Source organism: Variovorax fucosicus (assembly GCF_030316825.1).
In the GTDB taxonomy this organism is placed as follows: Bacteria; Pseudomonadota; Gammaproteobacteria; order Burkholderiales; family Burkholderiaceae_C; genus Variovorax; species Variovorax fucosicus.
In genome coordinates this window covers 263,896-286,421 of the sequence record NZ_JASZYU010000003.1, presented here as the reverse complement: position 1 = coordinate 286,421, position 22,526 = coordinate 263,896, and the positions used below count along the sequence as shown (strand labels likewise).

General features: G+C 67.4%; 19 protein-coding genes. 4 read left to right on the top strand and 15 right to left on the bottom strand.

Going from position 1 to position 22,526, the window contains the following annotated elements; translation table 11 throughout:
* Positions 1 to 1,032, top strand: a complete 1,032-nt coding sequence (locus QTI05_RS18965; RefSeq protein ID WP_286620242.1) for an aldo/keto reductase — start codon at positions 1 to 3, stop codon at positions 1,030 to 1,032.
* 13 nt (positions 1,033 to 1,045) lie between these two features.
* Here the strand turns inward: QTI05_RS18965 and QTI05_RS18960 are convergent, their stop codons facing one another.
* Entirely contained in the window at positions 1,046 to 1,321 is a 276-nt protein-coding gene (locus QTI05_RS18960; RefSeq protein ID WP_286620240.1) for a hypothetical protein, read from the bottom strand.
* A 247-nt stretch (positions 1,322 to 1,568) separates the two neighbouring features.
* Between QTI05_RS18960 and QTI05_RS18955 the strand changes: the two genes are divergently transcribed.
* From QTI05_RS18955 to QTI05_RS18945, 3 genes are read left to right on the top strand one after another with little or no spacing between them, the layout of a single operon-like run.
* On the top strand, positions 1,569 to 2,771 hold the full coding sequence (locus QTI05_RS18955) for an acetate/propionate family kinase (protein WP_286620238.1): 1,203 nt from the start codon (positions 1,569 to 1,571) through the stop codon (positions 2,769 to 2,771).
* Positions 2,768 to 5,137, top strand: a complete 2,370-nt coding sequence (locus QTI05_RS18950; RefSeq protein WP_286620237.1) for a phosphoketolase family protein — start codon at positions 2,768 to 2,770, stop codon at positions 5,135 to 5,137. Before QTI05_RS18955 ends, QTI05_RS18950 begins: the two co-directional genes overlap by 4 nt.
* Positions 5,138 to 5,181: 44 nt before the next feature.
* The gene (locus tag QTI05_RS18945) at positions 5,182 to 5,736 is read left to right on the top strand and encodes a DUF1003 domain-containing protein (RefSeq protein WP_286620235.1); all 555 of its coding nucleotides are present in this window, start codon (positions 5,182 to 5,184) and stop codon (positions 5,734 to 5,736) included.
* A gap of 18 nt (positions 5,737 to 5,754) precedes the next feature.
* Here the strand turns inward: QTI05_RS18945 and QTI05_RS18940 are convergent, their stop codons facing one another.
* The 14 genes from QTI05_RS18940 to QTI05_RS18875 form a co-directional block, all read right to left on the bottom strand.
* The gene (locus QTI05_RS18940; RefSeq protein ID WP_286620233.1) at positions 5,755 to 6,660 is read right to left on the bottom strand and encodes an SDR family oxidoreductase; all 906 of its coding nucleotides are present in this window, start codon (positions 6,658 to 6,660) and stop codon (positions 5,755 to 5,757) included.
* A gap of 87 nt (positions 6,661 to 6,747) precedes the next feature.
* A complete protein-coding gene (locus QTI05_RS18935; protein WP_286620232.1) occupies positions 6,748 to 7,209 on the bottom strand; it encodes a GNAT family N-acetyltransferase in 462 nt (153 codons plus the stop codon).
* An 11-nt stretch (positions 7,210 to 7,220) separates the two neighbouring features.
* Positions 7,221 to 9,014: an FAD-dependent oxidoreductase gene (locus QTI05_RS18930; protein WP_286620231.1), complete on the bottom strand. Its 1,794-nt coding sequence runs from the start codon at positions 9,012 to 9,014 to the stop codon at positions 7,221 to 7,223.
* Between the two features lie 26 nt (positions 9,015 to 9,040).
* Positions 9,041 to 9,979 carry a glutathione S-transferase family protein gene (locus QTI05_RS18925; protein WP_286620229.1) on the bottom strand — a complete coding sequence of 313 codons (939 nt, stop codon included), beginning with the start codon at positions 9,977 to 9,979 and terminating at the stop codon, positions 9,041 to 9,043.
* Positions 9,980 to 10,011: 32 nt separating this feature from the next.
* A complete protein-coding gene (locus tag QTI05_RS18920) occupies positions 10,012 to 11,685 on the bottom strand; it encodes an isovaleryl-CoA dehydrogenase (protein ID WP_286620227.1) in 1,674 nt (557 codons plus the stop codon).
* A gap of 24 nt (positions 11,686 to 11,709) precedes the next feature.
* A complete protein-coding gene (locus QTI05_RS18915) occupies positions 11,710 to 12,726 on the bottom strand; it encodes an NADP-dependent oxidoreductase (protein WP_286620226.1) in 1,017 nt (338 codons plus the stop codon).
* A gap of 21 nt (positions 12,727 to 12,747) precedes the next feature.
* Complete coding sequence (locus QTI05_RS18910) at positions 12,748 to 13,182, bottom strand: PaaI family thioesterase (protein ID WP_286620224.1); 435 nt, start codon at positions 13,180 to 13,182, stop codon at positions 12,748 to 12,750.
* Positions 13,179 to 13,976 carry an SDR family oxidoreductase gene (locus QTI05_RS18905; protein ID WP_286620222.1) on the bottom strand — a complete coding sequence of 266 codons (798 nt, stop codon included), beginning with the start codon at positions 13,974 to 13,976 and terminating at the stop codon, positions 13,179 to 13,181. The genes QTI05_RS18910 and QTI05_RS18905 overlap by 4 nt, the downstream gene beginning before the upstream one ends.
* 42 nt (positions 13,977 to 14,018) lie before the next feature.
* Positions 14,019 to 15,413 (bottom strand): DUF2252 domain-containing protein, encoded by a 1,395-nt coding sequence (locus QTI05_RS18900; RefSeq protein WP_286620221.1) that lies wholly within the window; start codon positions 15,411 to 15,413, stop codon positions 14,019 to 14,021.
* Positions 15,410 to 15,643, bottom strand: a complete 234-nt coding sequence (locus QTI05_RS18895; protein WP_286544061.1) for a hypothetical protein — start codon at positions 15,641 to 15,643, stop codon at positions 15,410 to 15,412. The genes QTI05_RS18900 and QTI05_RS18895 overlap by 4 nt, the downstream gene beginning before the upstream one ends.
* A complete protein-coding gene (locus QTI05_RS18890) occupies positions 15,643 to 17,493 on the bottom strand; it encodes an acyl-CoA dehydrogenase (RefSeq protein ID WP_286620220.1) in 1,851 nt (616 codons plus the stop codon). Before QTI05_RS18890 ends, QTI05_RS18895 begins: the two co-directional genes overlap by 1 nt.
* A 138-nt stretch (positions 17,494 to 17,631) precedes the next feature.
* The gene (locus QTI05_RS18885) at positions 17,632 to 18,807 is read right to left on the bottom strand and encodes an acetyl-CoA C-acyltransferase (protein ID WP_286620218.1); all 1,176 of its coding nucleotides are present in this window, start codon (positions 18,805 to 18,807) and stop codon (positions 17,632 to 17,634) included.
* A gap of 37 nt (positions 18,808 to 18,844) precedes the next feature.
* Positions 18,845 to 20,314 (bottom strand): M20 family peptidase, encoded by a 1,470-nt coding sequence (locus QTI05_RS18880; protein ID WP_286620217.1) that lies wholly within the window; start codon positions 20,312 to 20,314, stop codon positions 18,845 to 18,847.
* Between the two features lie 20 nt (positions 20,315 to 20,334).
* The gene (locus QTI05_RS18875; protein WP_286544050.1) at positions 20,335 to 22,437 is read right to left on the bottom strand and encodes a 3-hydroxyacyl-CoA dehydrogenase NAD-binding domain-containing protein; all 2,103 of its coding nucleotides are present in this window, start codon (positions 22,435 to 22,437) and stop codon (positions 20,335 to 20,337) included.
* Positions 22,438 to 22,526: the final 89 nt, after the last annotated feature.

Below are 22,526 nucleotides of genomic sequence, written 5' to 3'. Positions count from 1 at the left end.
ATGGAACAACGCCTGCTCGGCAACTCCGGCTTCAAGGTGCCCGCCCTCGGCTTCGGCGCCGGCACCTTCGGCGGGCAAGGCCCGCTCTTCAGTGCCTGGGGCAACACCGACGTGGCCGGCGCGCGCAGCATCGTCGACATCTGCCTCGAAGCCGGCGTGAGCCTGTTCGACACGGCCGACGTTTATTCGAACGGCGCATCGGAAAGCATCCTCGGCGCCGCACTCAAGGGCCGGCGCGGCCAGGCCATCATTTCGACCAAGCTCTCGCTGCGCATGGGCGACGGGCCGAACGACGTGGGCGCGTCGCGCCACCACCTGATCGAGGCGACGCACGCCGCGCTGAAGCGGCTCGACACCGACCACATCGACATCCTGCAGCTCCATGCCTTCGACGCGATGACGCCGGTCGAGCAGGTGCTGCGCACGCTCGACGACCTGGTGCGCGACGGCAAGGTGCGCTACATCGGCGTGTCGAACTTCTCGGGCTGGCAACTGATGAAGTCGCTCGCGGCCGCCGACCGGCTCGGCCTGCAGCGCTATGTGGCCAACCAGACCTACTACTCGCTGATCGGGCGCGACTACGAATACGAGCTGATGCCGCTGGGCATCGACCAGGGCGTGGGTGCCATCGTCTGGAGCCCGCTCGGATGGGGCCGGCTCACCGGCAAGGTGCGGCGCGGCCAGCCGCTGCCCGAAGGCAGCCGCCTGCACGAGACGGCCGGCTTCGCACCCCCGGTGGTCGACGAGCATCTGTACCGTGTGGTCGATGCCATGGACATCGTGGCCGAAGAAACCGGCAAGACCCTGCCGCAGATCGCGCTCAACTGGCTGCTGCAACGCCCGACGGTGGCGAGCGTGCTGATCGGTGCGCGCGACGCGGTTCAGTTGCGGCAGAACCTGGGCGCGTTGGGCTGGCAGCTCACGGCCGACCAGGTGAAGCGGCTCGATGCGGCGAGTGCCACGACGCCGCCCTACCCCTACTACCCGTACTGGAACGGGCAGTTTTCCGAGCGCAGTCCGGCGCCTGTTTGAGCCGGCACGGCGGCTAGAACGAGGGCGCGGCAGGTGTGCCCTCGACCCGGCTGAGGAGCAGCTGCTTTTCGACCTCGGCGAAGCGGTCGCCGATGTACATCGTCAGGTCGTCGCCCGCGGCGGGAAACTTCTCGGCATCCGAGATGATGCCCATGACGTTCTGGTATGGCGTCGGGTCGGCAGAGGTGGTGGACGCAGCCGTCGGCTGACCGCCCGAGGGGCCGCAGCCAGCGAGGCTTGCCGCCAGCAGCAACGCGAGCGGTGGTGCGAAAAAATAACGTGTGACCATGGTGAATCCGAATGTGGTTCGGCCGGGTCGGAGTGAGCCGGCATAGATGCGTCGATGGTTCACCTTGTGCGCCCAGCGCGCCAGTCCTCGGACGGCCTACCGCCGATGGGGCTTGTGCTTCTCTCTTGGCGTTTCGGGGTAGGGCCTGTGGGGTAGGCCGCCCTGATCCCACCCCGGACCCTCCAAGTCACGCCAATCGGGCCCATTCCTGACAGCGTCGGCCACGGGCACACCGCATCATGTGCCCATGGCCCGCGACGTTCTCCTGAGCTTCAATCCCGGCTCGTCGACGATCAAGCTCGGGCTGTTCGCGGTCGAGAGCGGTGCGCCGCGCGCTTTCGGCCGCTGCCTGATCGATCTGCGCCATGCGCCGCTGTCGCTGCACCTCGAGCAAGGGTCGCGCGTCGACGATGTGAAACTCAAGGCCGCCGTTACCGAAGACCTGCATGAGGTGCTCGAGGAAACGCTGGGTTGGCTGGCCCGCCATTTCGCGATCGATGAACTGGCGGCGGTGGCACACCGCGTGGTGCACGGCGGCGACCGCTTTGCCGGGCCGACACTCGTCACTGACGAAACGCTGGCTGCCATCGAGGCCCTGGCACCGCTGGCACCCCTGCACCAGCCGCAGAGCCTGCGCCTGATCCGCGCGCTGCGCCGCCTGCGGCCGAAGCTGCCACAGACCGCCTCGTTCGACACTGCCTTCCACCGCACCCAGAGCGATCTGGTGCGGCGCTTCGCGTTGCCGCGCGCGCTGTTCGACGAGGGCATCAAGCGCTACGGTTTTCACGGCCTTTCGTACAAGTACATCGCCGCGCAACTGCAGCGCCGGCATCCGCAGGCGGCCGCCGGCCGCGTGGTGGTGGCGCATCTCGGCAGCGGCGCCAGCCTGTGTGGCCTGGAAGCCGGCAAGAGCCGTGACACCAGCATGTCGTTTTCGACACTCGATGGCATTCCGATGGCCACGCGCGCCGGCGCGCTCGATCCCGGCGTGCTGCTGCACCTGCAAAAGGAACGCGGCATGTCGGTCGACGCGCTGGAAGACATGCTCTACCACCGTGCCGGGCTGCTGGGCGTGTCGGGCCTCTCGGCCGACAGCCGCGAGTTGGTGGCCAGCGACGCACCCGAAGCCGGCGAAGCGCTGGCGCTGCTGGCGCTGCGCACGGCCCGCGAGATCGCAGCCACTGCGACCACGCTCGGCGGGCTCAATGCGATCGTCTTCACGGCCGGTATCGGCGCGCACCAGCCGACGGTTCGCGAAACGATTTGTACGCATCTTGCCTGGCTCGGCGCCCGCATCGACACTGCGGCCAACAGCGCGCAGCGCGAACGCATCGACGCGGCCGACAGCCGGCTCGCGCTGTTCGTCATGCCCACCGACGAGGAGCAGGTGATCGCAGAAGAAGCCTGCGAAGTCCTCTGCACCCCACCTCAACGGATCCGACCCTCATGACACCTTCTCCCAACCCTTCGCCGCCCGAAAACTTCGACCTGCTGGATGCCTGGTGGCGCGCCGCCAACTACCTTTCGGCAGGCCAGATCTACCTGATGGACAACCCGCTGCTGCGCGAGCCGCTGACGCTGGCGCACATCAAGCCGCGCCTGCTCGGTCACTGGGGCACCACGCCGGGCCTCAACTTCGTCTACGCGCACATGAACCGCGCGATCAAGGCGCGCGACCTCGATGCGATCTTCATCGCAGGGCCGGGCCACGGCGGCCCCGGCGTGGTGGCCAACACCTGGCTCGAAGGCAGCTACAGCGAGGTCTATCCGCACGTCGGCTGCAATGCCGAGGGCATGAAGCGGCTGTTCACGCAGTTCTCGTTTCCGGGCGGCATTCCGAGCCACGTCGCACCCGAAACGCCGGGATCGATCCACGAAGGCGGCGAGCTCGGCTACTCGCTGCTGCATGCCTACGGCGCCGTGTTCGACAACCCCGACCTGCTGGCCTGCTGCGTGATCGGCGACGGCGAGGCCGAAACCGGCGCATTGGCCGCGAGCTGGCATTCGAACAAGTTCCTGAACCCGGCCAGCGACGGCGCGGTGCTACCGATCCTGCACCTCAACGGCTACAAGATCGCCGGCCCGACAGTGCTCGCGCGCATCGGCGACGAGGAGCTGGCCCAATTGATGCGCGGCTACGGTTACGAGCCGCATTTCGTCTCGGGGCATGAGCCCGAAGCGATGCACCGGCTGATGGCCGCGGCGCTCGATACCGCCCTCGACGTGATCCGCGCGATTCAGGTGGAGGCGCGCCAGGACGGCTTCAGCCAGCGGCGGCACTGGCCGATGATCGTGCTGCGCTCGCCCAAGGGGTGGACCGGGCCGAAGGTGGTCGACGGGCTGCCCATCGAAGACACGCAGCGCGCGCACCAGGTGCCGTTGACGGGCTTTGCCGACAAGCCTGCGCACGTCGGTCTGCTCGAAGACTGGATGCGCAGCTACCGGCCCGAAGAACTGTTCGATGCGGCAGGCACCCTGCGCCCCGACATCGCTGCGCTGTCGCCCGAAGGAACGCGCCGCATGAGCGCGAACCCGCATGCCAACGGCGGCCTGCTGCTGAAGGCACTGGCACTGCCCGACTTTCGCGAGCACGCGCTGGCGGTCGACCGGCCCGGCGCCACGCGTGGCGAAGCGACGCGCGTCACGGGCAACTATCTGCGCGAGGTGATGCGGCTCAGCGCCGGCGACCGCAACTTCCGGATCATGGGGCCGGACGAGACCACGTCGAACCGGCTGGGCGCGGTGTTCGAGGTGACCGACCGCACCTCCACCGCCGAGATCCGCGCCAGCGACGACCACCTCGCGCCCGATGGCCGCGTGATGGAGGTGCTCAGCGAGCACCTGTGCCAAGGCTGGCTCGAGGGCTACCTGCTGACCGGGCGGCATGGCTTCTTCTCGTGCTACGAGGCCTTCATCCACATCATCGACTCGATGTTCAACCAGCATGCCAAATGGCTGAAGGTGACGCGCGGCATTCCGTGGCGGCGGCCGGTCGCATCGCTCAACTACCTGCTGACCAGCCACGTCTGGCAGCAGGATCACAACGGCTTCAGCCACCAGGACCCGGGCTTCATCGACCACGTGGTCAACAAGAAGGCCGAGGTGGTGCGCGTCTACCTGCCGCCCGACGCGAACACCCTGCTCTCGGTGACCGACCATTGCCTGCGCAGCCGCGACTATGTGAACGTGATCGTCGCGGGCAAGGCGCCGGCGCCGCAGTGGCTCGACATCGATGCGGCGATCCGCCACTGCAGCGTGGGCCTGGGCATCTGGGACTGGGCCAGCAACGACGCCGGCGTGGCGCCCGACGTGGTGATGGCTTGCGCCGGCGATGTGCCGACGCTCGAGACCCTGGCGGCAGTGCAGCTGCTGCGCGAGCAGTTGCCGGACCTGAAGGTGCGGGTGGTCAACGTGGTCGACCTGATGGCGATGCAGTCGCCTTCGGCGCACCCGCACGGCCTGCCGGATGCGGTGTTCGATTCGATCTTCACCACCGATGCACCGGTGATCTTCGCGTTCCACGGCTACCCGGCGCTGATCCACCGGCTCACCTACAAGCGCACCAACCACGGCAGCTTCCACGTGCACGGCTACCAGGAAGAAGGCACGACCACCACGCCGTTCGACATGACGGTGCTGAACGAGCTGGACCGCTTTCACCTCGCCGCCGACGCGATCGACCGCGTGGCACGCGTGCGCAACAGCGCAGGCCATGTGCAGCAGCACCTGCGCGACCGCCTGCTCGAGCACCATGCGTACATCAGGCGGCACGGAGAAGACATGCCGGAAATCCTCGACTGGCGCTGGGCGAGCTGAGCGCGCCGGCCAGGTTGCAAGGCCTGTGTGAAAGGAGCCAAACCATGCGCAAACACAAGGAACCCGCTGCGTCCACGAGTGATGCGTCTCGCGACGACGCGCCGGCCAGAACGGTCGCGCGGCATATCGCACAGCGCACCCACATCGCGCGCAACATCGCCCGGGAACTCGAATCCGGCCAGAGCGTGGGACAGCGCGCAGCCGACGCGGTGGCGCGGTTCGGTGGCTCCTGGACTTTCGTCGGGCTCTTCGCGGCCACGATGCTGGTCTGGGTCGGGCTCAATGCCGTGCTTGCCGCAACGCGCGGCAGCAGCTTCGACCCCTACCCCTACATCCTGCTGAACCTGTTCCTCTCGATGCTGGCCGCCATCCAGGCGCCGATCATCCTGATGTCGCAGAACCGCCAGTCTGAAAAAGACCGCGTCCAGGCCGAGCACGACTACGAGGTCAACCTCAAGGCCGAGCTGGAAATCATGCTGCTGCACGACAAGGTCGACCAGCTGCGCGAAGCGCAGTGGCAGCAACTGCTGGCGCTGCAGACGGAGCAGCTCGCGCTGCTGACCCGGCTGGTCACAGCAACGGGCAGTGCGCCCCGCTGACGGCGCCCGAAGCCGGAATCAGCTCGCGCGCAGCGCCGCGCGCAAGCCGGCGCCGATGTCGGGCCGCTCCAGGAACGGATCGGCCGGGTTGGTCATGGACACGATGTTTTCCATGCGGCTCTTCACATTGCCCAGCGCCTTGGGGTGGCTGAACACGTAGAACTGGTTGGCAGTGATCGCGTCGAACACCTTGTTCGCCACTTCGACGGCGGTGACCTTGCCGCTGCTCACGGCCTTGTTGCTCATGGCCTGGCCGATGAGCTGGCTGCGGGTGAGCTCGTCGTTCTTCGGCGCGTTCGGTCGGTTGCGCTCGCTGCTGGTGATGCCGGTGGGCACGAAGTAAGGGCACAGCAGGCTGGCGCCGATCTGGTCGGTGACGAGCGTCAAGTCCTGGTACAGCGTTTCGGTGAGGCTCACCACCGCCGCCTTGGCCGCGTTGTAGATGCCCATGTTCGGCGGCGTCAGCAGGCCGGCCATGCTTGCCGTGTTGGTGATGTGCCCGCGGTACGACGGATCCTTGGCGGCGGCCTCCAGCATCATCGGCGTGAACAGGCGCACGCCGTGGATCACGCCCCACACGTCGACGCCCAGCACCCATTCCCAATCGGCCACGGTGTTTTCCCACACCAGGCCGCCCGCGCCGACACCGGCGTTGTTGAAGACGAAATGCGGCGCACCGAAGCGCGCCTTGACGTCGGCGGCGAGCTGCTCCATCTGCGCGGCATCGGCCACATCGACCTTGCGCGCCAACACCTGCGCACCGGCGGCCTCCATCTCGACCCGGGCCTTGTCGAGCGCGTCCTGCTGCACGTCGACCAGCACCAGGTTCATGCCGCGGGCGGCGCCGATGCGCGCGCATTCGAGCCCGAAGCCCGAGCCTGCGCCGGTGAGTACGGCGGTCTTGCCCTTGAAATCCTGAATCATGAAAGCTGTCCTTCGTCGGTTGATGTCTCTGGCATGCCGGGTATTGAACCCGCACCGGCCCCGATTTGCCTGTCTTGCGGGCGACGCCTACAGCTCGCGCACGTACACCAGAGACCCTTGGTGGCTGGCCACCTTGTCGTAGAGCAGCCGGCCTGCCGCGTTGCTTTCATGGGTCTGCCAGTACACCCGCGTCGCACCGGCCGCCGCGGCCTGCGCGTAGACGCCCTCGATCAGCGAGCGTCCGATCCCGCGGCCGCGCAGGGTCGGGAGCGTGAACAGGTCGCTCAGGTAGCACACGTCTTCGACCCGGATCATGCTGCGGTGGTACAGATAGTGCGCGAGGCCAACGACCTGCCCCTCGTCCTCCGCGACCAGCGCAAACACCGGTTCGCCGGGGTCGAAGAAGCGTTGCCATGTCGACAGCGTGACGTGCTCGGCAAGCGCCGTTTCGCCATGCCGGCCGTAGAAGGTGTTGTAGCCGTCCCAGAGCGGCCGCCAGGCGGCGTAGTCTGCGGGGGCGGCAGGTCGAATGGTGATCGAGCGGGTCATGAGTGCTTTTGCTAAAGCCGCGTGAAGCCGTTGGGACTCCATGCTTCGCTGCCCACGCCGTGGTGCACGAAGAACAGGCCGGCGGGGTCGTATTGGCGCTTCGCCGCCAGCAGCCGCGGATAGTTCGCGCCCCAGAAGGATTGTTGCCAGTTGGCCTCGAAGTAGTTGCTCTCCGACACATAGGAGCCGGCGTCGGGCACCAGCCGGCGCAGCTCGGCCATCGCCCGTTCCAGCGCCTGTGCCTGCTCGCGCGCCAGTGCCACGTCGGGCTCGCGGCCGGCGACGCCCGGATAGGCAGGTTGCCCCTGTGTCCCAAGGATGACCAATGCGAAGGCATCGAGCACGGCAGGGTTCATCGCCGTGTCGCGCGCGGCCGCAATCGCGGCGGGCGGTGCGCCGGCCAGTCCCTTGTTGAAGTGCAGGGAAACCGGCCAGTGGCGGGTCGCGGCGAACAGGGCATCGGCCAGCGCCTCCCGCCGATCCTCGCGCAGCAGCGCGGCCGGCAGCCAGGCCGACTGGAATCCGTGCAGCACCTGGCCCGCCTGCCCCTCGTCGCCGGGCCAGAACAGGTTGGTCTTCGGCGCGCCCGGGCGGTCGTCGGTGCTCATGAAGCCGAGCACCCGCTTGACCAGCGAAGGCGCCCAGAAGTCGCGCGCCGAGGTGGACACGATCGCCAGCGGCGCGAACTCCACGCTGAACTCATCCGGCGCGCGGGCCAGCGCGTCGCGAAACCGTTGCCAGACCGCCTGCGCCTGGCTGCGGGTGAGGCCCTGGAACACCATCGATACCTTGACCACGTTGTCGCGGCGCAGGCGGATCTGTTCACCCCAGTGCGGGTTCATCAAGGCCTGCCGGTAGAAGTCGAGCACCATCCCGATCAGGCGGCGAAACGCGGCCGGCGAGCTGGCCTTGATCGTCAGGTTCACCGCCCCGAAGTCTTCTGGCAGCTCGTGCACGCGCAGCGTGACGCGCGTGACCACCCCCAGGCTGCCGCCACCGCCACCCTTGAGGCCCCAGAACAACTCGGGGTGGGAGCAGGCGTTGGCGATGCGCACCTGGCCGTCGGCCGTGACGACTTCGGCTTCGAGCAGGCTCGCCGATGCCAGGCCGTAGGCTTTCGAAAAGCTGCCGAAGCCGCCGCTTTGCACCAGGCCCGCCACGCCGACCGTCATGCAGCCGCCGCCCTGCACGTAGCCGCCCGCCTGCGTGGTCACCGCGTCGTACACCTGCGACCAGATGGCACCGGCCTCGACGCTGACGGCGCGCTGCCCCGGCCCGGTGCAACCCTCGCCCACGAATGCATCGTGCAGGCGGATGCCGTTCATCCTGCGCGTCCAGACCAACAGGGAATCCGCCGCGTTCGACGTGCCCTGGTAGCTGTGCCCGCCGCCCTTGACCACCAGCCGCAGCCGGTGCTCGCGCGCGAAGTTGACCGCCGCGACCACGTCGGCCGTGCCGCGCGCCGCCACCGCCCAGGCGCTGGGCATCGATGTCCAGGCGTCGACCCAGCCCAGCGTCTGCGTGAGGGCCACGTCGTCGCCGATGAAGTACGGGTTCTTGAGCGACTTGAACAGCTGCGCGCAGGCTTCGCTGGCGGGCGCTGTGCGGCAGGCGACGACCGGCGATTGCACCTTGATCAGCGCCCCGTCGACCGCCATGCCGAGCTGGCGCCATTGCGCCTCCGGCGGCCACCCGGCCTCGCCGGGTCGAACCCGCGAACGCACTTCGGCCGCGCCGGCGAATCCGCTGGTTGCCGACAGAAAGGGGGCCGCGGTTGCGGCCTGGAGCAAGCGTCGCCGTTTCATCCCGTCACGCCGTCAACCGAAGCCGCTCAGGCCTCTGCCTTGCGCAACACGTAGCCGATGCGCGGGAAGTGCACGTGCACCGTGCCGACGCGATCGGCGCTGCGCTCCAGCGTGTAGTGCGTGCGCGTCGCGGCCACCAGCGTGCCGGCCGTCTCTTCCAGGCCGAAGCTCTCGGCGCGAACCGTGACCGGGCTGCCGAGCGCGATGCCATGGTCGTCCTGGAAGGTGCTGTCGGTCAGCAGCGTGTGCGGCTTCGCGGCCTTGGCCACCGCGATGGCCTCGTCGGCGCTGAACTTCTCCGGCACGCCATGGCCGATGGCTGCCATGCGGTCCATCCAGTCGACCACCGCGGGGGTGAGATCGAGAATGCGCCGCACCGCCTCGATGCGGCGCGTGTACCAGAGCGGGTGGTAGGCCGAGAAATCGGCGATGCACGGCACTTCGCCGAGCAGGTAGGGCTTGTCGTCGAGCATGTCCGACAGGCGGCGCAGGTACGACTTGTAGGCGCTCGTGGCATCGGCCGGGCGCAGGCGTGTCATGTTGCCGGCACTCATCTTGCCCCGGTCTTCACCGAAGGCCTTGGCGGCTTCGGGCGGCGCCTTGGCGAACACTTCGGCTGCGCCCACGGGCTGCAGGCTCCAGGCCATGGCGGCCCAGAACAAGGTGGTGTCGGCCCATTGCGCGAGGATGCGCGACATGCCCTTCTCGGGCTCGGGATACAGCGTGGCTTCGGGTTGAAGGTGCTCCAGCACGTCGGCGATCAGCGCGGTGTCGCAGTACATGTCGGCGCCGATCTGCAGGAACGGCGTCTTGCGGTAGCCGCCGGTGAGCACTTCCACATCGGGCTTGGGCATGATCGGCGGGATGAAGACCGACTTCCACGGCAGCTTCTTGGCGCCGAGGATCAGGCGCACTTTCTCGGAGAACGGCGAGGTGGTGTAGTGGTGGAGGATCAGGTCGGGCATTTGTTGTTCCTGTGGGTGCTTGACTGTAGTGTTCAGCGCGGCTGCGCGCGCTGGACGATCGAATCGAAATCGGTGCCGGTTCCCAGCGTGCCGAAGGCCTGGCCCCAGTCGCCGTCCAGGCGCGAAGCGCAGAAGGCACCGACCACTGCGGGCGGCGCGGTCTGCGCGAGCAGCGCGGCCTGCACGGCCAGCGCCACGTCCTGCGCGAGCCGGCGCGATTCCATCTCGGTGGCCATGGCCTCGACCCGTGCCGGCAGCGCGTCGGCAAGCCGGTCGAGTGCCACGTGCTGGCCGCGCGCCGGGGCCAGTTCCTTCGCAAGCGCCGCGGCGGCGTCGCCCTTGCGCAGGCCACGCAGCAGGTCGAGCGCCATGATGTTGCCGGCCCCTTCCCAGATCGAGTTGAGTGGCATCTCGCGGTAGACGCGCGCCATCACGCCTTCACCGCCCTCTTCCACGTAGCCGTTGCCGCCAAGGCACTCCATCGCCTCCTGCGCAAAGTGGCTGCCGCGCTTGCAGATCCAGAACTTGGCGACCGGCGTGAGCAGCCGCGCCATCACGCGCTCGTGTTCGTCGCCGGGGTGGTCGAAAGCACGGGCAAGGCGCAGCACGAGCGCTGTCGCGGCTTCGCTCTCGAGCGCGAGATCGGCCAACACGTTCTTCATGAGCGGCTGCGCGATCAGCGGTTTGCCGAAGGCGCTGCGCTGTGCCGTGTGGTTGAGCGCCAGGCTCAGCGCCTGCCGCATCAGGCCGCTGGTGCCGAGCGCACAGTCGAGCCGCGTCATCGTGCCCATTTCGAGGATCTGCGGAATGCCGCGGCCCTCTTCGCCCACCGCCCAGGCGGTGGCGCCGTGGAACTCGACTTCGGAACTTGCATTGGCCTTGTTGCCGAGCTTGTCCTTCAGACGCTGGATATGGATGGCATTGCGTTCGCCGTCGGGCAGCACGCGCGGCAGGAAAAAGCACGACAGCCCGGCCGGCGCCTGCGCGAGCACGAGGAAGGCATCGCACATCGGCGCGGAGAAGAACCACTTGTGGCCCGTGATCTCGTAGCGCTCGCCCCATGCATCGCTGCCGGTGCGCACGGCGCGGGTCGTGTTCGCCCGCACGTCCGATCCACCCTGCTTCTCGGTCATGCCCATGCCCATGGTCACGCCGGGCTTGTCCTTGAAAGATTTGAGTTCGGGGTCGTACCAGAGGCTTGTGAGCTTCGGCCCCCAGTCGGCGTAGATCGCGGCATTGCTGCGCAGCGCCGGCGTGACCGCGTAGCTCATCGAGATCGGGCACAGCATCGACGGCTCCAGCTCAGTGAAGAGCATGAAGCCAGCGGCGCGCTTGACGTGTGCGGAGGCATTTGCTCCCTCTCCCTCCGGGAGAGGGCTGGGGTGAGGGCTGCCCCAAGGCGTGCCATGCAGCCCAGCCCCCACCGCCGCCTTCATCAGCACGTGATAGCTCGGATGGAACTCGACCTCGTCGATCCGGCGGCCGAAGCGGTCGTGCGTGTGCAGCTGCGGCGCGTGCACGTTGGCCAGCCGCGCATGCATCTGCATGTCGGGCGAACCGATGGTTTCGCCGAGCTCGTGCAGCGCAGCCGTCTGCAGCGCGGGTGCGTTGAACTTCAGCGCATCGCGCAGGGCTCGGTTCGTCTCGAACAGGTTGTAGCCCGCGAGGGGTGCGGGCTGGTTGAAGACTTCGTGTGTCGTTTCCATCGCCAACCCCCTTCGCGGTAAAGACTAGATCAGCTTGACCAATTGCTTGCCGAAGTTCTTGCCCTTGAGCAGGCCCAGGAAGGCCTCCGGCGCCGCCTCGATGCCCTGCGCGATCGACTCGCGCGGCCTGAGCTTGCCGGTGGCCACCAGCTTGCCGAGCTCCGCCAGCGCCTCGGGCCAGACTTCCATGTGCTCGCTCACGATAAAGCCTTCGAGCTTGATGCGGTTGATCAGGAACAGCGCCGGGTTGGCGAGCGGCATCGGCGCGCCGTCGTAGCCGGCGATCATTCCGCACAACGCCACGCGCGCAAACGCATTGCAGCGCAGCAGCACCGCGTCGAAGATGTAGCCGCCGACGTTTTCGAAATAGCCGTCGATGCCATCGGGGCAGGCTTCTTTCAGCGCCGTGCTCATGCTCTTCACGTCCGGGTGCGCGCGGTAGTCGATGCACGCGTCGAAGCCGAGCTCGTCGGTCACATACTTGCACTTGTCCGGCCCGCCTGCAATGCCGACCACGCGGCAGCCGCGCGCCTTGGCCAGCGCACCGAAGGCGCTGCCGACCGCGCCCGAGGCGGCGGTGATGACGACGGTTTCGCCCTCTTTCGGCGCGATGATCTTGACCAGGCCGTACCACGCCGTCACGCCCGGCATGCCGACCGCGCCGAGGTAGTGCGACAGCGGCACATGGGTGGTGTCGACCTTCTTGAGCGCACCGGGCAGCGAGGCATCGACCACGCTGTATTCCTGCCAGCCGCCGAAGCCGACGACCTTGTCGCCAACGGCATATCTGGGGTGCCGGCTCTCGACCACCTCGCCGACCGTGCCGCCCTGGAACACCTGGCCGACGGGCTGGTTGGCGGTATAGCTCTTCGAGTCGTTCATGCGGCCGCGCATGTACGGGTCGAGGCTCATGTAGTGGTGGCGCACCAGCACCTGGTTGTCCTGCAGCGCAGGGGTTTCGCCGGTCACCAGCTTGAAGTTGCCGGTGGTGGCTTCGCCTTCGGGGCGGTTGTCGAGATGGATCTGCTTGTTGACTGGCATGGTGGTTTGTCTCTTGAAAAATCAGTCGGTGGAGAGCGGCTGCATGGCGTGCACTTCGGTGCCGCCAACCGGCAGGCGCTTGACGTACTTGAAGGTGCCGGTGCTGTGGGAGCAAAGGCGCCCGGCGCTGTCGTAGATCTTCGCTTCGGTAAAGGCCATGGTGGCAGTGCGGTGCAGCAGCCGGCCCTTGCCCACCAGGGGGCCGCGTGCCGGCTGCATGAAGCTGGACTTCATCTCGATGGTGACCACGCCCATATCCGGCTGCACGCTGCGCGCCGCCGTGGCCATGGTCACGTCCATCAGCGTCATGCAGGCGCCGCCGTGCGTGACGAAGAAGCTGTTGAGGTGCTCGGGCCGCGCCGTGTAGTGCAGCTCCGACTCGCCATTCTCGAAGCGCTCGAGCGTGAAGCCTAGGTGGTCGACGAACGGGATCGCGACACCGAATGAAAGGCTCACGCAGCCCCCAGAACCACGCTTACGCCACCGTCCACCGCCAGCCACTGGCCGGTGATGTGCTTGCCGGCATCGCTCGCGTACAGCAGCGTCAGGCCCTTCAGGTCTTCGTCGTCGCCCAGGCGCCTGAGCGGCGCGGCGTTGGCCATCTTTTCCTCGCCGATCGACTTGATCAGCGTGGCCGCCATCTTGGTCATGAAGAAGCCCGGGCAGATCGCGTTGACGTTGATGTTGTACTTGCCCCATTCGGCCGCGAGCGTCCGGGTGAAACCGATCACCGCCGTTTTCGAGGTGTTGTAGGCCAGCGTGCTCATCTCGGGCGGGTTGCCGTTGAGGCCGGCGATCGACGCGATGTTGATGATGCGGCCGGTCTTCTTCGGGATCATGTAGGCGTTGGCGATCTGCTGCGACAGGATGAAGTAGCCGCGCACGTTGAGGTTCATCACCTTGTCCCAGGCCTCGACCGGGTGGCTCTCGGCCGGCGCGCCCCAGCTGGCGCCCGCGTTGTTGACCAGGATGTCGACCGCGCCCATGCGCTCCAGCGTCTCGTCGGCCAGGCGGCGCGTGTCTTCTTCTTTCGAGCAGTCGGCGGCGATCCAGCGGGCATCGATCCCGGCCGCCTGCAGCTCGGCCGCAGCCTGCTCCAGGTCGTCGGCCTTGCGCGAACTCAGCATGATCTTTGCGCCGGCTTCGCCGAGCGCATGCGCCATCTGCAGGCCAAGGCCGCGCGAGCCGCCCGTGATGAGCGCGGTCTTGCCGGTGAGGTCGAACAGTTGCTGGACGGTGCGGGGGTTCATGGTGTCTCCGAAGATTGAGAAAGGAATGGGATCGAACGGCCGTCAGGCGGCCTTGTCCTCTGTCACGAAAGCGGCAAAGCGGCCCGCGGTCACGGCGGCAGCAAGCTGCTGCCAGTCGGCCAGGTTCACATCGGCATAGGCCTCTGCAAAGCCGGCCAGCGCCGTGTTGAAGCGTTTCGAGCGGCCGAGGTAGCCGGTGATGGCCCAGGCGTCGCCGCCCTTGGCATGTGCGCGTGCCAGGCCGTAGCCACAGGCTTCGGCGAACTCGACCAGGTCGGCCGGGGTGAAATCCTCGAGCTTGTAGGCGGCTTTCATGTCGCGCAGCTGCCGCACGTAGAAACCGCTGGCACCCGGCACGTCGGCCCAGCCCAGGAACACGTCGCTGGCGGCCTGTGCCAGCCGTTGGCCTTCCACGACGCGCTGGCCGGGCGAGCCGGCCGACGACGCGCCAAGGTGCGCTTCGAGGACCGAGGCGCCGGCCTCCTTGCATTGCAGGAACAGCGGATGGCGCTGGTCGGCCACCAGCAGCAGCAAGAAGCAGCGCCGCCCGACCGAACCAACGCCCGGAGTGAGCACGGCCACGTCGTGCAGCTCGTAGCGGTCGAACAGGCGTTGCCGTTCCGGCGGGAGGCTGGCGCGGTACTGCGCCAGAAAGGCCGGCAGCCCGGCGCGAAAACGGCGGATCTCGCGTTGCGTGGCAGCCGCGTCGTGGTAGACGAACGGCGGCTGGTCGCGAATCATCAGGCGGCCGTCGACTACCTCCGTGGCCTCCTGCGCGAACACGCGCGCGGTGCTGTGGCGCGCCTTCTTGATGACGGCCAGCTCGGCCTCGTCTTCGGCCCCTAGCTTCAGCAGCGTCTGCGAAGTGAGGCGCAGGTACCAGGCTTCCAGCGTGTCCATGCGGGCGAAGCGGCGCATGCGCTCGCGGTAGGCATCGACCAGCCGGTCGACCGCATCGCGGCCGACTCGCGGCTTGAAGCCGAGCTCGCGCGCCGCCACCACGAACGAGGTGGCCAGGCGGCGCAGATCCCAGTCGAAGGGGCCTTGCAGCGTTTCGTCGAAGTCGTTGATGTCGAACACCAGCGCGCGTTCCGGGCTTGCGAAAAAACCGAAGTTCGCAAGATGGGCGTCGCCGCAAAGCTGTGTCATGACACCGCTGTGCGGCAGGCTTGCCAGGTCGTTCGCCATCAGGCTGGCGGCGCCCCGGTAAAAGGCCAGCGGGTTGGCCAGCATGCGGCCATGGCGCACCGCCACCAGCTCCGGCACGCGGCCGCGGTTCGAGGCCTTGAGCCAGCCGAGCGGGTCGCGCCCCGCGGCGTTCGGCACGGGCGCCTGCGCGAGTTGCTCGCGCTCGAAGCGCTTGCGCTGGCCGCGGCCGAAAGCCTGCCGCTCCGCGGGCGACGGCAGTGGCGTCGGGCGCGGCCGGCGGGTGGTCATGAAGGCAGGCGCGAGCGCACGTAGATCAGCACGATGCCGACCGCGGCCGCCACCGCGCCGGGGATCGCCAGCAGCCAGCCGATCGTGGCGTCGGTGCGGCCGCTGGCGAGGCCGAGGATCACGAGGAACAGGCCGCCGTAGATCAGGATCCAGATCCAGTTTTCGAGCCGGGCGTGGGGCTTGGGTGGCTTGCTTGAATTCAGTTGGGGCATGTAGCTTCCGGCGTTCATCAGAACGCTTCCTCAGACAGTTCGGTGCAGGTCGCGTCGCGGCTTTCCACCACGTTGAGCCAGGCGCCGATCTTGGGCAGTTCGTAATGGAAGAAATAGGCTGCAGCGCCCGTTCTTCCGGCGGTGGACGGGTTGGATTTTGCGCCGTCGAGCGCCAACGCGCGCGCGGCCACGTCGAGCCAGATCCAGGCCAGCACAGTGTGGCCGAAAGCCTGCATGTACGGCACGGCATTGGCCAGTGCGGCCTGCGGGTCGCCGGTCGACCAGGCGGCCTGCGTCGCGCTGCCCAGGCGTTGCAGCGCTTCGCCCAGCGCCCGGGCATGCGGCGCCAGCTCGGGCACCTGCGCGGCGCGCGCGATGGTGTCGGTGATGCGGCCCGCCAGCAGCTTCAGGCCGCGGCCGTTTTCCATCAGCACCTTGCGGCCCAGCAGGTCGGCGGCCTGGATGCCGTGCGTGCCTTCATGGATCATGTTCAGGCGGTTGTCGCGCCAGTACTGCTCCACCGGGAAATCGCGCGTGTAGCCGTAGCCGCCGTGGATCTGGATCGCGAGCGAGTTCGCTTCCAGGCACCACTCGCTGGGCCAGCTCTTGGCGATGGGCGTGAGCACTTCGAGCAGCAGGCGGGCATCGTCGGCTTCCTCGGCATTGCCGGTTTTCTGGACGTCGACCAGCCGCGCGCAATACAGCTCCAGCGCCAGCGCGCCTTCGCAGTAGGCCTTCTGCGCGAGCAGCATGCGGCGCACGTCGGCATGCTCGATGATGCGAACCTGCGGGCTGGCCGAATCCTTGACCACGCCGCCGCCGGCATCGGCCTTCTGCACCGCCCTGCCCTGCGGCCGCGATTTGGCGTAGTCGAGCGAGGCGTAGTAACCCGCCATGCCGAGCATGGCCGCCGCCGTGCCCACGCCGATGCGGGCCTCGTTCATCATGTGGAACATGCAGTGCAGGCCCTTGCCGGGCGCGCCGACCAGGTAGCCCACGGCCCCGGCCTTGCCGTCGACCGGGTACTTGCCCTCGCCGAAGTTCAGCAGCGTGTTGGTGGTGCCGCGCCAGCCCAGCTTGTGGTTGAGGCCCGCGAGCGCCACGTCGTTGCGCTCGCCGGTGAGCTCGCCCTCGGTGTTCACCATGCGCTTGGGCACGATGAACAGCGAGATGCCGCGCGTGCCCGGCACGAGTTTGCCGTTCGCGTCGGGGATCTTGGCGAGCACGATGTGCACGATGTTCTCGGTCAGTTCATGGTCGCCCGACGAGATCCACATCTTGTTGCCGGTCAGGCGATAGCGCGGGCCGAGCGGGTCGTCCTGGTAGTCGGCATCATCGGGCACGGCGCGCGTGGCCACGTCGCTCAGCGACGAGCCGGCCTGCGGCTCCGACAGGCACATGGTGCCGGCCCAGCGGCCCGAAAATTCGTTCTTGGCGAACACCTCTTTCTGCGTCCCGGTGCCGTGCACCATCAGCAGGTTGGCATTGCCGCTCGTCAGCATGCCCGACCCGATGCTGACCGACGCCATCGCGAAGAAGCTGTTGGCCGCTGCCTGCAGCGTGTAGGGCAACTGCATGCCGCCGATGTCGTAGTCCTGCGCGGCGCTCAGCATGCCGGACTCGACGAAAGCCTTGTGCGCGTCGTGCGTGGCCTGCGGCAGGATCACCTTCTCGCCGTCGAAGTGTGGCTCCTGCGTATCGACGATGCGATTGGCCGGCGCATACTTTTCGCGCGCGATGCGCTCGCAGGTGTCGAGCACCGCGTCGAAGGTTTCGCGCGAATGGTCCGAAAAGCGTTCACGCTGGCTCAGCGACGCGGCATCGAGCCAGTCGTAAAGCAGGAAGTCGAGGGTGGAACGCAAGCTCATGGTCGGTCTCGATCACAACGCCGGCAGCCGGCAAAAATTCGTGGAACGCCGCAGAACCGGCTTCGCCGGGCTGCTGGCGTTGCCCCCGGAAGGGGGTTGGCGGAGGCGACACGCAGTGCGCCGCAGCCTGGGGGAGAGTCAAAGAACTTCGAACACGCCCGCGGCACCCATGCCGCCGCCGATGCACATCGTGACCAGCACCTTCTTCGCGCCGCGGCGCTTGCCTTCGATGAGCGCATGGCCGGTCAGGCGCTGGCCGCTCACGCCGTAGGGGTGGCCCACGGCGATGGCGCCGCCGTCCACGTTCAGGCGGTCGGCCGGGATGCCGAGCTTGTCGCGGCAATAGATCACCTGCACAGCGAAGGCTTCGTTGAGTTCCCACAGGTCGATGTCGTTGACCGTGAGGCCCAGGCGCTTGAGCACCTTGGGAATGGCGAAGACCGGGCCGATGCCCATTTCGTCGGGCTCGCAGCCGGCCACCGCAAAGCCGAGGAAGCGGCCGATTGGGTTCAGGCCCTTTTGCTGCGCGTACTTCTCGTCGACCAGCACGCAGGCGCCGCCACCGTCCGAGAACTGGCTGGCATTGCCGGCCGAGATCAGACCGCCGGGCATGGCCGAGCGGATGCCGCTGATGCCTTCCTTGGTGGTGCCGGCGCGGATGCCCTCGTCGTTCTCGATCGTCACTTCCTTGGTGCGCAGGCCCATCACCGGGTCGGCCACGCCGGCCAGCACGGTGATCGGTGCGATCTCGTCCTTGAAGCGGCCGGCTTCGAGCGCGGCGGTGGCCTTCTGCTGGCTGGCGGCGCCGTACTCGTCCATGGCGTCGCGGCCGATGTTGTAGCGCTTGGCAACCTGTTCTGCCGTCTGCAGCATGTTCCAGTAGATCTCGGGCTTGTGCTTCACCAGCCAGGGGTCGGCCAGCATGTGCTTGTTGGCTTCGTTCTGCACGCACGAAATGCTCTCGACGCCGCCGGCCACATACACGTCGCCCTCGCCCGCGATGATGCGCTGGGCTGCGGTGGCGATGGTCTGCAGGCCCGACGAGCAGAAGCGGTTGATGGTCATGCCCGAGGTCGTCACCGGCAGGCCGGCGCGCAGTGCGATCTGGCGCGCGATGTTCGAACCGGTGGCGCCTTCGGGCGTGGCGCAACCCATGATCACGTCGTCGACCGATGCCGGGTCGATGCCGGCCCGCTGCACGGCATGCTGCACAGCATGGCCGCCGAGCGTGGCGCCGTGCGTCATGTTGAAAGCGCCTTTCCAGCTCTTGGCGAGCGGGGTGCGGGCGGTGGAGACGATGACGGCGCTGGTCATGGTGATGTCCTTTGAGAAAGAGGAAAAGAAGGAAGGGTCAGTCCGGCTGCGCCGTGTTGCGCAGCAGCTGGTGATAGAAGCCGATCATCTCGGCGTAATTGGCGATCGACACGCGCTCGTTGTTGCCATGAAAGCGCGGCAGATCCTCGCTCTTCACGCGGATCGGCGAGAAGCGGAACACCGCCCTGCTCACCAGGCTGAAGTGGCGCGAATCGGTGGCCGCGGTCATCAGGCCCGGCGCGACCACGGCGTCGGGGAACACCTGGCGCACCGCCTGCTGCACTGCGCGGTAGCCGGTGCTGTCGATCGACGACACCGGCGAGGGCTCGGAGTTGCCGGGGTAGGCCTTGACCTGGATCGCGTCGTTGCCCAACGACTTGCGCAGATGCGCTTCGACGCTGGCCAGCGTGTCGCCCGGCAGCACGCGGAAATTGACGGCCGCCTCGGCCCGGCCCGGCAGCACGTTGTCCTTGTTGCCGGCGCGCACGATGGTCAACGCGGTGGTGGTGCGCAGCATCGCGTTGCTGCTCGGGCTCTTCGCGAGCTGACCCGCCACCAGTGGGCCGGTGAGCCAGAGGTTGGACAGCATCACGCGGTTGATGCCGCCCATCTCGGGTGCCAGCGTGCCGAACATCTCGCCCGCAACGCCCTGGATGGCGCCCGGCATCTGGTTGGCCTCGAGCCGGGCCAGCGCGGCGCTCATGCTGCCGATCGCGCTGTGTTGCGGCGGCATCGAGGAATGGCCGGGCGCAGTGTCGAACGAGAGGAAGAACGTCGCGTAGCCCTTCTCGGCCAGGCCGATCAGTGCAGCCGGCTTGCCAAGGCCCGGCAGCACGCCGTCGAGCACCAGCAGGCCTTCGTCGAGCACCCAGTCGAGCTCGACGCCGCGCGACTTCAGCAGTTCGGCAATGGGGCGCGCGCCGCGCAGGCCACCGACCTCCTCGTCGTCGCCCATCACGAGGTAGACGGTCTGTTTTGGCTGGAAGCCGCTGCCGATCAGCAGCTCGACGGCTTCCATCTGGGCGAACAGGTTGCTCTTGTTGTCGAGCGTGCCGCGGCCCCAGATGTAGCCGTCCCTGATCTCGCCGGCAAAGGGGTCGACCGTCCAGGCCTTCTCGGTGCCCGGCGCGATCGGCACCATGTCCTGGTGCGCCATGAGCGCGATCGGTTTGGCCGCCGGGTCGGTGCCCGGCCAGGTGTAGAGCAGCGCCTTCTGGCCGACCACTTCCTTCTTGAGCGTGGCATGCACCTTGGGGAACTGCTGCGCGAGGTAGGCGTGCAGCTTGTCGAACTCGGCGTCGTTGCCCTTGGCATCGTCGAAGCTCGACACCGTGCGCATCGGGATCGCGCCGGCCAGCCGTTTGGCGGCGGCCTGCGCATCGATGGCGAGACGGGGCGCGGGCGCCACCGCGACCTGGCGCGACGGCGTGCGCAGCGTGTTGACCGCAACCGCAGCCGCCAGTGCCACAAGCACCAGCAGCAGCGCGAGAAAAACGCGTTTGATCACGGTTGCGGCCTGTCTCGGCTTCAGCTGAAGTTCTTGCCTTCGGCCACCAGCTTCTGGATCAGCGGTGCCGGCTGCCAGAAGCTCGCGTCGTCGTGCGGGTTCTTCGCAAAGCGCTTCATCGACTCGGACACGTTGTAGAGGCCAACCTGGCTGGCGTAGTGCATCGGGCCGCCGCGGAAGATCGGAAAGCCGTAGCCGGTCAGGTACACCATGTCGATGTCACCCGACTTGCTGGCGATGCCGTCTTCGAGGATGTGCGCGCCTTCATTGACCAGCGCGTACACCAGGCGCTGCACGATCTCTTCGTCGCTGATCTTGCGCGGCGTGATGCCTTCGTCCTTGCGGTGCTTCTCGATCAGGTCGAGCACGACCTGGCTCGGGATCGCATCGCGCTTGCCAGCCTGGTAGTCGTACCAGCCGGCGCCGGTCTTCTGGCCGAAGCGCCCCAGTTCGCAGAGCTTGTCGGCCGTGCGGCTGTACTTCATGTCGGCGCGCTCGGTGGCGCGACGCTTGCGGATGGCCCAGCCGATGTCGTTGCCGGCCAGGTCGCCCATGCGGAACGGGCCCATGGCGAAGCCGAACTTCTCGACGGCCTTGTCGACCTGCTGCGGCGTGGCGCCTTCGTCCAGCAGGAAGCCGGCCTGGCGGCTGTACTGCTCGATCATGCGGTTGCCGATGAAGCCGTCGCACACGCCCGAGACCACCGAGGTCTTCTTGATCTTCTTGCCAATCGCCATCACCGTGGCCAGCACGTCCTTGGCAGTTGCCTTGCCGCGCACCACTTCGAGCAGCTTCATCACGTTGGCCGGGCTGAAGAAGTGCATGCCGACCACGTCCTGCGGACGCTTGGTGAAGGCGGCGATCTTGTCGACGTCGAGCGTCGAGGTGTTGGAGGCCAGGATGGCGCCGGGCTTGGCCACGCGATCCAGCTCCTTGAACACCGCTTCCTTGACGCCGAGCTCTTCGAACACGGCTTCGATGATCAGGTCGCAGTCCTTCAGGTCGTCGTAGCTCAGTGTGGTGGTCAGCAAGGCCATGCGCTGGTCGTACTTGTCCTGCTTGAGCTTGCCCTTCTTGACCTGGGCTTCGTAGTTCTTCTTGATCGTGGCGACGCCGCGGTCGAGCGCCTCCTGCTTCATCTCGAGGATCTTGACCGGGATACCGGCGTTCAGGAAATTCATCGAAATGCCGCCGCCCATGGTGCCGGCGCCGATCACGCCGACCGACTTGACGGCGCGCTGCGGCGTGTCGTCCGCCACGTCGGGGATCTTGCTGGCCGCACGTTCGGCCATGAACAGATGGCGCAGCGACAGCGATTCGGGTGTGAACATCAGCGCGGTGAACAGGCGGCGCTCCTCGGCCATGCCTTCGTCGAACTTCATCTTGGTGGCGGCCTGCACGGCATCGACGCACTTGAGCGGTGCCGGGTAGTTCTTCGACATGCCGCCGACCATGTTCTTGGCGAACTGGAAGTAGGCATCGCCCTGCGGGTGCTTGCACGGCAGATTGCGCACCAGCGGCAATTCGCCGCCCTTCGCCGCCACCGACTTGGCGAATTCGACCGCTTCGTCGAACACCGACTCGGGCGAGGCGGCCAGTTTGTCGAACAGCTTTTGCCCCGGGGCCGAAGCCAGCAGTTCGCTCTTGACGGCCTCGCCGCTGACGATCATGTTCAGCGCGGTCTCGACGCCCAGCACGCGCGGCAGACGCTGCGTGCCGCCGGCGCCAGGCAGCAGGCCCAGCTTGACTTCGGGCAGCGCGACGCTGGTGCCGGGCGAGACCACGCGATAGTGGCAGCCCATGGCCAGCTCGAGCCCGCCGCCCATGCAGACCGAATGGATCGCCGCCACGATCGGCTTGGGCGAGGCTTCGAGCGCCAGGATCACGCTCAGCAGATTGGGATCCTGCAGCGCCTTGGGCGTGCCGAATTCCTTGATGTCGGCGCCGCCCGAGAACGCCTTGCCGGCGCCGGTGAGAACGATCGACTTGACGGCTGCGTCGCTGTTGGCCTTGGCCAGGCCGTCGGTGATGCCGATGCGGGTCGAGTGGCCGAGACCGTTGACCGGGGGATTGGTCATGGTGATCACGGCGACATCGCCGAGCACTTTGTATTCAGCCGTCATGCTGCGTTCCTTAAGTAGGGAATTGAAAAATGAAAGAGCCGATGAGAGAGCGCAGGACACCGGCGGCGCATTGCGCACCCCCGGTTGCC